Here is an 18,097-nt window from a genome sequence, read left to right on the forward strand (position 1 = left end):
ATGACTTAAATTATTTAAACTATATTTGACATACATTAAAACAATTTTAAAAAAATAATTTGAGTTGAAAAAAATGAGTTTTAAACAAAGAATAATACTTATATCAATTTTAATACTTGCATTAATGATATTTTTATCACCAATAAATGCAATTGAATTAAATACAAACCAAAGTATTGACAAATCAAATGTTCCTCTTGAAATAAGCAATACTGACGACTTTAATGATGAAATTTATGCTAGTAGCGGCCAATACATAGACGATGGCAATTTTGAATATAATGATAGTGACTACTATGACTTTAGCGAAGATCCATCTATAGACTACTTTGTCTCTGGAGTATATCATGGCCCATATAAGGAGCCTGCAATTGTAATAGAAGAGTTCAATATTGATGTAGGAGATATTGATGCAAATAATTATGTGACAATTAACGTAAAGTTTAATGGAACCATATGCAGCAATATCTTTACTTTAGAAAGATATCCCTTAAAAATACAAGAAAATGATAAAATAATTGGAATAATTCCGGAAAATACTGTTTCAAATACAAATTATCCAACAGACCCTAATGATTCCTCATGGTATGCTGTAGAATCAAATTATGCATTTACAACATCATTCAAATACAAGTTAAAAGACTATACTGCAGATTTAAGATTAAGATTATGCAGTTTTTCTTCAAATGTTCTTGTTTTTCATGGTTCAAAAAAGCCTCAATTAACCAATTTAAATGAAAACTCAATCAGAATCATAAATAACAACAAAGAATACACTTCAAATTCATCTTGGTTAAACAATGAAGAATCTTTGAAAAAAGCGCTTGAATTAGTGGAAGATAATGGAATAATCTATTTAAATAACATGGAATTTTACATTAATTCAAAAATAAGCATCAATAAGAACATTTCAATAATTGGAAATAATGTAACAATTAATGCTTTAGAAACCCCCGAAATATTTGAAATCGTATCAAATGCAAAATTATCCAATATTAATTTTAAAAATGCTTCAGACTATATGTTAAATATTAAAAACGCTGATTGTACATTAGAAAACTGTATTTTTACACAAACAAATGCTAAAATAATTAATAATGCAGGTAATCTTAAAATAATCAACTCAACATTTAAGGATATTGATGGGATAAAAACATTCAATGAAATGAAGATAAACCACAACACATTTACTTTAATTAATAATCAAAACACAATTGAAATAAAAAACACAACTTTTACAAACATTAAATTACCCAGATATATTGAATTAGACGATCAAATAGTAAACTCAAGTTATTTAATTTATAATTTAGAAAATTCCGCTTTAAAAATGGACAATAGTATTTTTAATGAAGTATCCACCAAAATAATCTACAATAATGGAAATATGCTTCTTAAAAATACAAATATTACAAATACCGATATTGAATTGCCAATACTAAAAACAACTACTTTAAATAAAAAGCTCCGGAATTATGAATTAATTTCATCCTACCTTAAAACTTATGATCCAATCACTCTTACCGGATTAATAGATAATCTGGGCGAAATTAATATCTCAAATTGCAATTTTGAAAACACCACTTGGGTTGGGAAAAAAACTATAAGCACCCCTATTACAAATTTGAATTATATATTATTTTATACAACCAATCCTTATGAAATATATGGAGTATATGGTACCATGGCAACAAGCTTTTTAACAAAAGCTAGTGCAATAAACAATGAAGGAAGACTATACATTACAGAAAGCTCATTTAAAAGTTTAACTGCAACATCTGCTGGAGCAATATACAATTCAGGCAATGCGACTATTAATAAAATAACTACCAACAATATAAAAATAGAATTAATAGGAGGAGTAATGGTAAATGACGGCAATATGAATATCACAAATTCTTACTTAAACGATAGTAGAGTTGATATATCTTACTCAGATACCCGGGGGTGTGCAATTTACAATTCAGGCAAACTAAACATAGAAAATACAACAATCAATAAAACATCTAATGGCTATATAACGAAAGGATCAATATACAACAAAGGTGAATTAAACATATCCAAATCAATAATAAATAATAGTGATGCATATGATGGAGGAGCCATATGCAATGATGGAACATTAAATGTTGATTCAACACTTTTCGAGAAATGTTCTGGCTCATTTGGAATAATATTTAATCACGAAGAAAAAAATGCAACAATATACAATTCGTCTTTTATCGACTGTAAACTTAAATCACATTTTGGAATAATAGCAAATGAAGGAAATATGATTTTTGAAAGAAATACTCTTGATTTTAAAAATTATGAAGCAGATAGTGGCTCAGGAACATGGGGTATCCACAATAATGGAAAAATAAAAATATACCACAACCTATTCATAAACACAAACACAACGCCAAAATATGATAGGTGGGGACATGCAACCAAAAACATTATTATATTCATAATTAATGAAGCTGGAGAAACAGATATCAGTTATAACTACTTTGACACAAATGAAGACCCATATAATCATTTCTCAACAGCCCCTGTTGGCCATTATTTTGTTTTTGATGTAGAACAGGAATACTACCCACTTCAAATCGGAGAAAAAGTAAACATCACAACAACATTGAAACTGGACAATGGAAAATACTACGAAAACTACGATTTACTCCCAAACATGACCGTCGAATTCACAATAACCGGAAACAATGAAAAACAAATAATCTATGTCCCATTAATAAATGGAAAAGCAAGCATAGAATTCAACAAAACACAAGAAAAAGGATTATACAATATAGCTGCAAGATTAGGATACTGCATCAAAGAAGTTGAAATAGATATCGGTAAAAACTACTCACAAATGGACGTGAAAGCAGAAGAAATAACATACCCTGATGATGCGACATTTTATATGACAGTAACAGGAAATTTAACGCACCAACCAACAGGAAAAATCTCAGTAATCATAGACGGAACAAAATACACAACAAATATTAAAAATACAAAAGCAGAATTAACAATACCCGGATTAATCCCGGAAACGTATGACCTAATAATCAGATATGAAGGAGATGAAGACTATTTCAAGTCATTTTATCACCATAATTACACTGTCCACAAACAGCCAACAAGCATGAACATTACCTTGAATGAGATTAATTATGGCGAAATTGGAATAATAAAAGTAACATTATCCCCTGAAAAAGTTTCAACACAGGCATACATGTACATTACAGATGAAAACAACCAAACAACAAGAAAAACCGTCTATGTAAGAAACAGTACTGAACTGAAACTTAAAAACTTCGCAGCCGGAGAATATAACATAACAATAAGCACCTGGGAAAACAGATACTATGAATCAGCCAATGCAACAGCAATATTTAAAGTAAACAAATACCTGACAAACTTAACTATTAATGCAACTGACATTAATGCCGGTGAAATACAAAAATTAATAATCACATTAACACCTAAAGGAGAGGTTGCTGGAGAAGCCAACCTGACGATAAACAATTACACACAAATAATATTCCTTAAAAACGGAGAAAACACAATAACAATAGAAAATCTCACCGGAGGAATATACAACGTAACCGTAACATTCCCTGGAGATAAAAAATACGCTGCATCCACTGCAACAACAACATTCACCGTAATAAAACAGCAAAGCAACATTACTGCAAAAATAGAAAACAACATACTATACATTAATGCAACCCCAAACACAACCGGACTGGTGTTAATATACATTAATGATGACATATACGAAGTTAATTTGACAAACAGCCAAATAGTATTCCCAATTAACTTCACAAAAGCAGAAAACAACATATTCATTTATTATCAGGGAGATAAAAACTTTAATTATTCAATGTGTAATTTAACCTATGAATGTGAAGAATTACTGAATTTAACTGGATATGATTCATTATTCTATAATACTGAAAACGCAACAATCTATATTACATTAACGGATGAGGAAGGATATGGAATAGCAAACAGAACAATCACGATAACCGTTAATAATGAAACATACACCAGAATAACAGAAAATGATGGAAGTGTAGAATTAGAACTAGACTTGCCAGTTGGAACATATGAAATAACCGCACAATACAGAAACAAAACGGCAACAAACACAATAAAAGTCATAGAAGACGCATTTATCCTAGGAAACGATACAAAAGCCTATGAAAATGTTGATTTCACATATACATTAATATTGGTTGACCACAATGAAACACCAATCATTAATGCAGAAATAACATTCAACTTTGAAAACAAAACATTCACCAATAAAACAGACACGAACGGGAAAATAACACTGAATTTTAACCTGAAAGAAGGAAACTACACAATAACAAGTTCCTATAAAACAGTCAACCACACAAATCAAATAATTATCGTTGATGACTCACATCTAATGGGAAATGATGTTAGAGCCTATTCAGGAACAAATTTCACATATAAAACAAAATTAACTGACCACAACAACAATCCAATTGAAAACGCAACAATAACATTCACAATAGGAAATGAAACATTTATAAATAAAACTAATTCAAAAGGCGAATCAACGCTAATATTTAACTTAGAAACTGGAAACTACACAATAACTGCCCAATATAAAAACAGAACAATTGAAAATACTTTTGAAATAATCGAAGATTATATATTAAGAGGAAATGACGTTAAAGCATTTTCAGAAACTGATTTCACTTACAGAGTTAATTTAACAGACCATAATGGAAAAGCAATCAAAAATGCAGAAATCACATTTAACATCAATGGAGAAAACTACACCAATACAACAAACAATAACGGCCAAGCAGTGTTAAACCTCAATTTAAAAGGTGGAAACTATATAATAACCATTAATTACAGAAACACGACAACCACAAATAACATTGAGATTGTAGAAGACTTCTTATTAATTGGTAATGATGTTAAAGCTTATGCAGAAGATAACATCACTTACAGAGTTAATTTAACAGACCATAATGGAAAAACGATAACCAATGCAGAAATCAACTTCACAATCAATAACATGACTTATCTAAATAAAACCGATGATAATGGTCAAGCCACATTAACTTTAAGCCTCAAGGAAGGAAACTACACAATAACTGCAACCTACAAAAATACAACGACCACAAACAATCTGGAAATCATAGAAGACCATCAAATAACTGGTCAAAACATCAAAGCCTACGAAAACACAGATTTCACATACACAATAACGCTTACAAGAACAGACGGTACGCCACTGACAAACAAAACAATCACATTCATAATAAACAACAGAAGATACACAAACGTGACAAATGAAGAAGGAAAAGCTTCAAGAACGCTTAATTTACCTGCAAACAACTACACAATAACAGCAATATACAAAAACACACAAATAACAAATAATCTAACGATAATAAGCGAAGATTACGTCCTTCAGGCAAATAATATACGAGCTTACAGTCAAAGAGATTTCCAATACAAAGTAAACCTAACCGACCACAACGGAAATCCAGTTAAAAATGCTGAAATAACATTTAAAATGGATAACTTAACCTATTCAAACAAGACAAATGATAACGGTCAAGCAATATTAAACTTAAACCTTGAAAAAGGAAACTACACAATAAACGCCAGGTATAATGATGCGAAAATAACAAATCACTTTGAAATCATTGAAACCTACACATTAAAAGGAATCAATGTGAAATCCTACGAAAACTTTGACTTCAAATACAGTGTAAAATTAACAAACCACAACAATAAAACAATGTCAAACGAAGAAATAACATTTACGATTGAAAATAAAACATACACTAACAAAACAGACATTAATGGGCAAGCCACATTAACATTGAACCTTAAAGAAGGAAACTACACAATAACGACCAAATATGCAGACACCACAACAACCAATCAGTTAAACATCATAAAATATGATTTGGAAATAATGGAAAGTGACGATTTAACAATGTATTACAAAGACGGATCTAAATTCACAGCAAGACTTTTAAAAGATAGTACCCCATTAATTAACAAAACTGTACAATTTATAATTAATGGAAACACATACAGCAGAACAACCGATAATGAAGGTTATGCAAGAATCGCAATAAACCTCAACAGCGGAACACATAATATCACAAGCAAATACAATAACATTACAAAAACAAACACGATAACAATCAAATCAACAATAAACGGTTCAGACATTGTAAAAATGCATAAAAACGACACGCAATACTATGCAACATTCTACAACACCAAAGGAGAAGCCCTTAAAAATACCGATGTTCAATTCAATATCAACGGAGTATTATACACAAGAACAACCAACGAACGGGGAATAGCTAAAATGAACATCAACCTAAATCCTGGAGAATACATAATAACCGCAATAAATCCGAACAGTACAGAACAACACACAAACACGATTACAGTAATCTCAAAAATACAGGAAAACAATGATTTAACCAAATACTATAAAAACGGCTCACAATATGTGGCTAAAATCATAAAAACCGACGGAACAACAGCAAAAGCCGGTGAAAAAGTAACGTTCAACATCAACGGAGTATTCTACGAAAGATACACCAACGAAACAGGCCATGTTAAAATGAACATTAACTTAAACCCTGGAGAATACATTATTACTGCAGACTACGAAGGATGTCAAGCATCAAATAAAATAACCGTACTCCCAACGTTAACGGCTAAGGATTTAACCAAAAAATACGGAACGAAAGAACCTTTCGAAGTAAAGCTGGTTAATGGACAAGGACAAGTATATGCAAACGAAAAAATAACATTCAACATCAACGGAGTATTCTACGAAAGAACAACCAACGAACAAGGAATAGCTAAACTAAACATCAACCTAATGCCCGGCAAATACATAATAACATCAACACACAACGGACTAAACATAGCAAACACAGTCACAGTCAAAGAATAAACACAAAAAGAACCATCACCAACAATTTTATTTTATAAATCCTCAAAAATACCTAAATTATATAAATTCTATTTTACATAATGTAAAACAATTTTAAAAAAAGTAAAGTTGAGGATTTGAATATGAAAATTAAAAGGATTTTTCCGATATTATTAATATTTTGCATATTATTATTTATGAATAGTGCAAATGCAATAGAAACTGACCTAAATGATACCATTTATACAGATACAATTCCAGATAATTCACTGGATTCACTTAGAGACATAATTGAAACTTCACAGGATAACACAACAATTAATATAGACAATGAACAGTTAATTGCACCATACAATTTCTCACCCATAACCATTAATAGATCAATTTCAATAATTGGTGAAGATACGATAATACAGGGAAACGGAAATGGAAACCTGTTTATAATCAATAATAATGTTACACTTAAGAATTTGAGATTTACAAATACGGTATCATATACCATCATTAATAACGGGAATTTAATCCTTGAAAACTGCACATTTGAGGATTTATGGGAAAATGCTATAAATAATACGGGAAATCTTAAAATAATTGACTCAACTTTTGAAAATATTAAATCAATATACACAAACAAAAACATTAATTCACTAACCCCCTATTATCAAAACAAGGGAGTAATATACAATACTGGAACATTAACCATTGATAACTCCAGATTTAACAATATCACCACCCCCAATCAAATAACATTCAATAATCAAAGCATTGTGAAAAAAGAAGGAATGATTTACAATTTAAACGAAACAAATATCTTAAATACTAACTTTACAAAGATTACGGGAAGATTAATAAACAATACAGGCAAATTAAGGGTTGAAAATTCAGTTATTGAAAATATATATGCTGATGGAATTAATATTGAAATCGACACAAAAAGCAAAGAATACAATATCACTTACAGCGGACAACCCGAAGGTTTAATAGTTTACAATACAAATGAATTTATTTTAAGAAATACTACAATAAAAGACCTATATTATGATGCATTCTGGTCAAGAATTACAAAAGTTCAAGCCAAAAACGGTCCAATATACAATTCAGGCAACTGTTCAATTGAAAATTCCTATTTTGAAAACATTGGAGTTAATTACGAAGAGTTATGGTCAAATGTCAACCCAATTTTGCGCGGCGGTGCAATTGCAAATTATGGAACATTAAACATTAAAGACACTAAAATAATAAAAACAGAAGCTGAATGGGGCGGAGCAATTTACAATGTCGGAAATGCAACACTAGACAATATTACAAGCAGATTATCTACTGCATTCACACAGGGATATTCCATCTATAATGAAAATGAAATAATAATTACAAACTCCGTATTCGATGAAAACAATGATAAGAGTTATTCACTCGGATCACTTGGAGTCATACATAACCATGATGGAGGAAACTGTAAACTAATAAATTCAACGATTAAAAATAATAGGGTCGAATATGACGGCAGCTGGCCAGAGACATATCATGGAGTTGTTCAGAACGGAGGAAATATGGAAATAGAGCGATGTGTCTTTTACAATAACAAACCTGACGATAAATATTCCTTTGTTTCCGGATCATATAATATTTACAATTGGGGAAACATGATTGCAACGCATAATCTATTTTTGGAAACCGGAATAGATGAACCTTATCATTGGTACGAAGAAAGAAACGATCCTTTTGCTTACGCTTATAATAATGCCGGCACCATCAATATGAATTATAACTATTTTGATTTCAATTCCAATCCTTTTGAGATATATACTAATTTTGATGTTAATAACTTTTTTATTTTGGATTTAGAGCCAGAATACAGTGCGCTTAAAATCGGTGAAAAAACAAACATAACCGCCACATTAAAACTGGACAACGGCAAATTTTATAAAAACTACGACTTGCTGCCTGACATTTATGTTACATTTAAAGTGAACGGACAGGAAATAGTGAAAAAGCTAATTGACGGAAAGGCAACAGTCGAATTCAATCAAAGTGATAAAAAAGGATCATACACTGCAAGTGTAATTCTTGGAAACTGCTCAGTATCTGTAGATATTGATGTGGGCAAGAATTATTCACAAATGGATGTTAAAGCAAATGATATCTTCTATGGAGATGATGCAATATTTTATATTAATGTTTCAGGCAATCTAACACATCAGCCAACCGGAAAGGTGTCTGTAATTATTGATAAGCAAACATATACCACAGAAATAAAAAACGGAAAAGCTAAACTAATCATTTCAAAATTGAAACCTGATACATATAATGTGAAAGTCAGATACGAAGGAGATGAGGATTACTGCAAATCATTCCATTACCAGAATTTTACAGTGTCTAAAAGACCAACAAACATGAACATTTCAATAGATGAAATTTACTATGGCGGAATTGGAATATTAAAAGTCACTTTAACACCCGAAACAGTTTCAACGCAAGCATACTTACATATTACTGATGAAAACAACCAAACAACAAGAAAAACAGTTTACATAAGAAACGGTACGGAATTGAAACTTAAAAACTATGCTGCAGGAGAATACAATTTAACTTTAGAAATGTGGGAAAATTCATATTATTTGCCTTCAAATGCAACGGCAATATTTAAAGTAAACAAATACCTGACTAACATAACAATCAATGCATCAGACATTAATGCGGGCGAAACCGAAATACTGAACATTACATTGCTGCCAATAGGAGAAGTTGCAGGAGAAGCCAACCTGACAATAAACAACTACACACAAATAATATTCCTTAAAAACGGACAAAACACCGTTAAAATAGAAAATCTCGCTGGAGGGATATACAACGTAACAGTAACATTTCCGGGAGATAAAAAATACACAGCATCCACAGCAACATGCACATTCACTGTAATAAAATTACAGAGTAACATTACTGCAAGAATAGAAAACAATATACTATACATTAATGCAACCCCAAACACGACCGGACTGGTGTTAATATACATTAATGATGACATATACGAAGTTAATTTGACAAACAGCCAGATAATATTGCCAATTAATTTCACAAAAGCGGAAAACAATATTTTCATTTATTATCAGGGAGATAAAAACTTTAATTATTCAATGTGTAATTTAACCTATGAATGTGAAGAATTACTGAACCTAACTGGATACGACTCATTATTCTACAATACAGAAAACGCAACGATATATATTACATTAACGGATGAGGAAGGATATGGAATAGCAAACAGGACAATCACAATAACCGTTAATAATGAAACATACACCAGAATAACCAGAAATGATGGAAGTGTAGAATTAGAACTGGACTTGCTAGTTGGAAGCTATGAAATAACCTCCCAATACAGAAACAAAACTACCACAAACACCATAAAAGTCATAGAAGACGCATTTATTCTTGCAAATGATACAAAAGCCTACGAAAATGTTGATTTCACATATACATTAATATTGGTCGACCACAATGAAAACCCGATAAAAAATGCTGAAATAACATTCAACTTTGAAAACAGGACATTTTCAAATAAAACGGACAACAGCGGAAAAATAACACTGAACTTTAACCTGAAAGAAGGAAACTACACAATAACAAGCTCCTACAAATCAGTCAACCACACAAACCAGATAATAATCGTTGACGACTCACATCTAATGGGAAATGACATTAAAGCCTATTCAGGAACCAATTTCACATATAAAACAAAATTAACTGACCACAACAACAATCCAATAGAAAACGCAACAATAACATTCACAATAGGAAATGAAACATTTACAAATAAAACTAATTCAAAAGGTGAATCAACATTAACATTTAACTTAGAAACTGGAATCTACACAATAACTGCCCAATATAAAAACAGGACAATTGAAAATACCTTTGAAATAATCGAAGACTATATTTTAAGAGGTAATGATGTTAAAGCATATTCCGAAACCAATTTCGCCTACAGAGTTAATTTAACCGACCATAATGGAAAAGCAATCCAAAACGCAGAAATCACATTTAACATCAATGGAGAAAACCATATCAATACAACCAATAATAACGGCCAAGCAGTGTTAAACCTCAATTTAAAAGGTGGAAACTATATAATAACCGTTAATTACAGAAGCACATCAACCACAAATAACATTGAGATTGTTGAAGACTTCTTATTAATTGGTAATGACGTTAAAGCTTATGCAGAAGATAACTTCACATACAAAGTTAATTTAACCGACCATAACGGAAATCCAGTTAAAAATGCTGAAATCATATTTTCAATTGAAAATAAAACATTTACAAATAAAACAAATGACAACGGTCAAGCCACATTAACTTTAAGCCTAGAAGAAGGAAACTACACAATAAAAGCAACATACAAAAATACAACAACCACAAACAATCTGGAAATCAACGAAGACCACCAGATAACTGGTCAAAACATCAAAGCATACGAAAACACAGACTTCACATACACAATAACACTTACAAGAACAGACGGCACACCACTGACAAACAAAACAATCACATTCATAATAAACAACAGAAGATACACTAACACAACGAATGAAGAAGGAAAAGCTTCAAGAACATTAAATTTACCTGCAAACAACTACACAATAACCTCAATATACAAAAACACCTCAATAAAAAATAATTTAACAATAATAAGTGAAGATTATGTCCTTCAGGCAAATAATATACGAGCTTACAGTCAAAGAGATTTCCAATACAAAGTAAATCTAACCGATAATAACGGAAATCCAGTTAAAAATGCTGAAATAATATTTATACTTGAAAATGAAACATTTATTAATAAAACTGATGATAATGGCCAAGCAATATTGAATTTAAACCTTGAAAAAGGAAACTACACAATAAAAGCCAGTTACGGCAACGCAAAAATAACAAATCACTTTGAAATCATTGAAACCTACACATTAAAAGGAATCAATGTGAAATCCTATGAAAACTTTGACTTCAGATACATTGTAAAATTAACAAACCACAACAATAAAACAATGTCAAATGAAGAAATCATATTTACAATTGAAAATAAAACCTACACTAACAAAACAGACATTAATGGGCAGGCTACATTAACATTAAACCTTAAAGAAGGAAACTATACAATTTCAGCCAAATATGCAGACGTTACAACAACAAATCAGTTAAATATCATAAAATATGATTTGGAAATAATAGAAAGTTACGATTTAACAATGTATTACAAAGACGGATCCAAATTCACAGCAAGACTTTTAAAAGATAACACGCCATTAATTAACAAAACAGTGCAATTCATAATTAATGGAAACACCTACAGCAGAACAACAGATAATGAAGGCTATGCAAGAATCGCAATAAACCTCAACAGCGGAACACACAACATCACAAGCAAATACAACAACATTACAAAAACAAACACAATAACAATCAAATCAACAATTAACGGATCAGACATCACCAAAATGCATAAAAACAACACGCAATACTACGCAACATTCTACAACACAAAAGGAGAAGCCCTTAAAAACACAGACATACAATTCAACATCAACGGAGTATTATACACAAGAACAACAAATGAAAAAGGAATAGCTAAAATGAACATCAACCTAAACCCAGGAACTTATATTATAACCGCAATAAATCCGAACAGTACAGAACAACACACAAACACAATTACGGTAATCTCAAAAATACAGGAAAACAAGGATTTAACCAAATACTACAAAAACAACTCACAATACATGCCCAAAATAATAAAATCCGACGGAACAACAGCAAAAGCAGGTGAAAAAGTAACGTTCAACATCAACGGAGTATTCTACGAAAGATACACCAACGAAACAGGGCATGTTAAAATGAACATTAATTTAAACCCCGGAACTTACATAATAACCGCAGACTACGAAGGATGTCAAGCATCAAATAAAATAACCGTACTCCCAACGTTAACGGCTAAGGATTTGACCAAAAAATACGGAACGAAAGAACCTTTTGAAGTAATGCTGGTTAACGGACAAGGACAAGCATATGCAAACGAAAAAATAACATTCAACATCAACGGAGTATTCTACGAAAGAACAACCAACGAAGATGGCATAGCTAAACTAAACATTAACCTAATGCCCGGCAAATACATAATAACATCAACGCACAACGGGCTAAACATAGCAAACACGGTCACAGTCAAAGAATAAGCACTAAATAAACCATCACCATTAATTTTTTCCTTATTTCTACAAAACTTAAAATTTATAAAGTTAAATTTATATAAATTAAAATCAATTGGGAGATTGACATTATGAAATTAAAAAAAATATTGGAAATATTGCTAATTTTAATAGTACTAATCAATATTTCAGTAATTTATGCAGCGGACAATGACACTAATACTTTAAGCAAAAGTAACGATTTTAATATCTACGTTGATAGCGATAATGGAAATGATGATTATGACGGGAACAGCTGGCAAACTCCCGTTCAAACAATCGGGAAAGCCCTTTCATTGACAAATAATACCTCAAATATTTATTTAAGTAATGGAACTTACAAAGGAATCAATAACACACAACTTAAAATTGAAAACAAAAATATAATCAACATTATTGGTTCTGATAACACCATAATTGATGGTGAAAATCTAAATCAGATTCTAACATTATCCAACATCAATAAAATAACCCTAAACAATCTCCAATTTATTAATGCAATTAATAAGAATTCTAATTATGGAGTCGCAATTTCAATTAAGGATAATGCAACCGTTTTCATTGATAACTGCCAATTCAGAGACAATACAAAATCCAGCATATACAATAACGGAAATTTGACCATAACGAACACATATTTTACAAATAACAAAGATCGTGTAGGGGACAGATGGAATAGTATTTTAGGTGGTGCAATATACAATTCAGGAACCTTAAACATTAATAACTCAACTTTTAGAGAAAATTATGCTGGAAGCGGTGGTGCGATATACAATTCAGGAAACCTAATGGTTAGCAATTCAACATTCAGATACAATAAAGCTACATCCCACGGATCTTCTTTGATTGTTGACAGCATCAAATACCGCAGCGATGGCGGCAGAGGCGGAGACATTTGCAATTTTGGAAATGCAACTGTAATTAATTCCACTTTTAGAGAAACGCAATTGATTGATTTGGGAGCCCGTGGCGGTTCAATCTATAATAACGGAACAATGCTACTTAAACAAATTGTAATTTCAGATATTGCTTTGATAAGTGATGACGCTGTGGGCAGACACTCAGCCGGAACGGCAATTGCAAATATAGCAAATCTTACATTAGAAGATTCATTAATTGCAAATATTACAACACACGTCACTTATGAAGGAAGACTTCAGGGAGCAATCCAAAATGAAGGATTGTTAACTGCAAGAAGAACAATTTTTGAAAACAATAAAGTTGATAAATTAAATTATCATTATATCTACTATGATATAGGCTCCGGAAATATCTACAATACCGGTGAAGGGCTTTTAGATATTACTTCTTGTATCTTTTTAAATAACAATACAAGAATATTGGAGACTGTACCTCAGGACATATGTATACGTGGGGGAGGAGCATTATGTCTTGAAAACAACTCCTGGAATGGAGAAAACCCATTTAAAAATCATCATATTTACGGAACATTGAATGTGACAAGATATTGGACCATAAGCCTGGAACCTGAATATTCAATGCTTGAAATTGGAGAAAAAACAAACGTAAGCGAAATCATGAGATTAATGTATGAAAAAAATACTGTTGATTATTCACAATTGCCTGACTTATATGTTACTTTTAACGTTAATGGAGAGATTATAACTAAAAAATTAATTAACGGAATAGCAACAGTTGAATTTAACCAGAGCGAAACTAAAGGATCTTATATAGTTACAGCCGCATTGGAAAACAATGTTCAAAAAGCGGATATTGATGTTGGAAAAGAGAAAAGTCAAATGGAAGTTGAAGCAGCCGAAATTTATTATGGCGATGATGCAGTATTTAATATAATCGTGACTGGAAATTATTCACACCAGCCAACAGGAAAAATATCCATTATTATTGATGAAACAAAATACACTACAGACATTAAAAATACAAAAGCAATTATAGCAATTCCCAAATTAATACCTAAGACTTATGACTTGATAATCCGATATGAAGGAGATGAAGACTACTTTAAATCATTCCATCATCAAAACTACACGGTTCATAAAAGACCAACAAATATGAGCTTGGAAATACCTGAAATCAATTACGGCGAAATTGGAATCATAACAGTCACATTATCTCCCGAAGAAGTGTCAACACAAGCATATATGTACATTACTGATGAAAACAACCAGACAACAAAGAAAACTGTCTATGTAAGAAACGGAACTGAAGTGAAACTAAAAAATTTCGCATCAGGAACATATAACATAACAATAGAGACCTGGGAAAACAGATACTATGAATCAACAAATGCAACGGCAATATTTAAAGTAAATAAATTCATGACGAACTTAAAAATCAATGCATCAGACATTAATGCGGGCGAAACCGAAATACTGAACATTACATTGCTGCCAAAAGGAGAAGTTGCGGGAGAAGCCAACTTGACAATTAACAATTACACGCAAATAATATTCCTTAAAAACGGAGAAAACACCGTTAAAATAGAAAATCTCACCGGAGGAATATACAACGTGACAGTAACATTTCCGGGAGACAAGAAATATGCTGCTGCTACAGCATCAACCACATTTACAGTAATGAAACTGCAAAGCAACATAACGGCGAGAATAGAAAACAACATATTATACATTAATACAACGCCAAACACTACGGGATTAGTATTAATATATATTAATGAGGACATATACGAAGTTAATTTGACAAACAGCCAAATAATATTCCCAATTAACTTCACAAAAGCAGAAAACAACATATTCATTTATTATCAAGGAGATAAAAACTTTAATTATTCAATGTATTATTTAACCTACGAATGTGAAGAATTACTGAATTTAACTGTTTATGATTCATTATTCTACAATACAGAAAACGCAACAATTTACATAACATTAACCGATGAAGAAGGATACGGAATAGCAAACAGGACAATCACAATAACTGTTAATAATGAAACATACACCAAAATAACAGAAAATGATGGAAGTGTATCATTAGAACTGAACTTACCAGTTGGAAGCTATGAAATAATCGCCCAATACAGAAATAAAGCGGCAACAAACACCATAAAAGTCATAGAAGATGCATTTATTCTTGCAAACGATACAAAAGCCTATGAAAATATTGATTTCACATATACATTAATATTGGTTGACCACAATGAAACCCCAATCATTAATGCGGAAATAACATTCAACTTTGAAAACAGGACATTCACCAATAAAACAGACAACAACGGAGAAATAATACTGAACTTTAACCTGAAAGAAGGAAATTACACTATAACAAGCTCATACAAAACAGTCAACAACACAAACCATATAATAATCGTTGACGACTCACATCTAATAGGGAATGACGTAAAGGCCTACAGTGGAACCAATTTCACATATAAAACAAAATTAACGAATCACAACAACAATCCAATAGAAAACGCCGAAATAACCTACATTATAGGAAATGAAACATTTACAAATAAAACTAATTCAAAAGGCGAATCAACGCTAACATTTAACTTAGAAACTGGAAACTACACCATAATAGCTAAATATAAAAATAGAACTATTGAAAATACCTTTGAAATAATCGAAGACTATATTTTAAGAGGAAATGATGTTAAAGCGTTTTCAGAAACTAACTTTACTTACAGAGTTAACTTAACAGACCACAACGGGAAAGCAATCCAAAACGCAGAAATCGCATTTAACATCAATGGAGAAAACTACACCAATACAACCAATAATAACGGCCAAGCAGTGTTAAACCTCAATTTAAAAGGTGGAAACTATATAATAACCGTTAATTATAGGAACACAACAACCAAAAATAACATTGAGATTATTGAAGACTTCTTATTAATTGGTAATGACATTAAAGCTTATGCAGAAGATAATTTCACATACAGAGTTAATTTAACCGATCATAACGGAAATTTCGTGGAAAATGCAGAAATCATATTTTCAATTGAAAATAAAACATTTACAAATAAAACAAATATTAATGGTCAAGCCATATTAACTTTAAGCCTCAAGGAAGGAAACTACGCCATAAATGTTAATTATAGAAATGCAACAACTACAAACAATCTGGAAATCATCGAAGACCACCAGATAACTGGCCAAAACATCAAAGCATACGAAAACACAGACTTTACATACACAATAACCTTGACAAGAACAGACGGCACACCACTGACAAACAAAACAATCACATTCATAATAAATAACAGAAGATACACAAACACCAGTAATGAAGAAGGAAAAGCATCAAGAACGCTTAATTTACCTGCAAACAACTACACAATAACAGCAATATACAAAAATACTCAAATAACAAATAACCTAACGATAATAAGCGAAGATTATATCCTTCAGGCAAATAATATACGAGCTTACAGTCAAAGAGATTTCCAATACAAAGTAAACCTAACAGACCATAACGGAAATCCAATTAAAAATGCTGAAATAACATTCATATTTGAAAATGAGATGTTCATTAATAAAACTGACGATAACGGCCAAGCAATATTGAATTTAAACCTTGAAAAAGGAAACTACACAATAAACGCCAGGTATAATGATGCGAAAATAACAAATCACTTTGAAATCATTGAAACCTACACATTAAAAGGAATCAATGTGAAATCCTATGAAAACTTTGACTTCAAATACGTCGTAAAATTAACAAACCACAACAATAAAACAATATCCAACCAAGAAATAACATTTACAATTGAAAATAAAACCTATACAAACAAAACTGATTCAAATGGTCAGGCCACATTAACATTAAACCTTAAAAGTGGAAACTACACAATAACGGCCAAATATAATGACATTACAACAACCAATCAGTTAAACATCATAAAATATGATTTGGAAAGAATAGAAAGTGACAATTTAACAATGTATTACAAAGACGGATCCAAATTCACAGCAAGACT

The 18,097-nt window shown here is 31.2% G+C and carries 3 protein-coding genes; all 3 read left to right on the forward strand.

Annotated features, from left to right (window positions below):
* Positions 1–124: 124 nt before the first annotated feature.
* Positions 125–6,958 (forward strand): Ig-like domain repeat protein, encoded by a 6,834-nt coding sequence (locus tag F3G70_RS10225; RefSeq protein WP_223166073.1) that lies wholly within the window; start codon positions 125–127, stop codon positions 6,956–6,958.
* Between the two features lie 176 nt (positions 6,959–7,134).
* The gene (locus tag F3G70_RS10230) at positions 7,135–13,164 is read left to right on the forward strand and encodes an Ig-like domain repeat protein (protein ID WP_188118162.1); all 6,030 of its coding nucleotides are present in this window, start codon (positions 7,135–7,137) and stop codon (positions 13,162–13,164) included.
* A gap of 104 nt (positions 13,165–13,268) precedes the next feature.
* The coding region (locus F3G70_RS10235) for a hypothetical protein (protein WP_188118163.1) at positions 13,269–18,097 on the forward strand (4,829 nt) is incomplete at its 3' end.

Origin of the sequence: Methanobrevibacter millerae (genome assembly GCF_900103415.1) — an archaeon.
In the GTDB taxonomy this organism is placed as follows: domain Archaea; phylum Methanobacteriota; class Methanobacteria; order Methanobacteriales; family Methanobacteriaceae; genus Methanocatella; species Methanocatella millerae.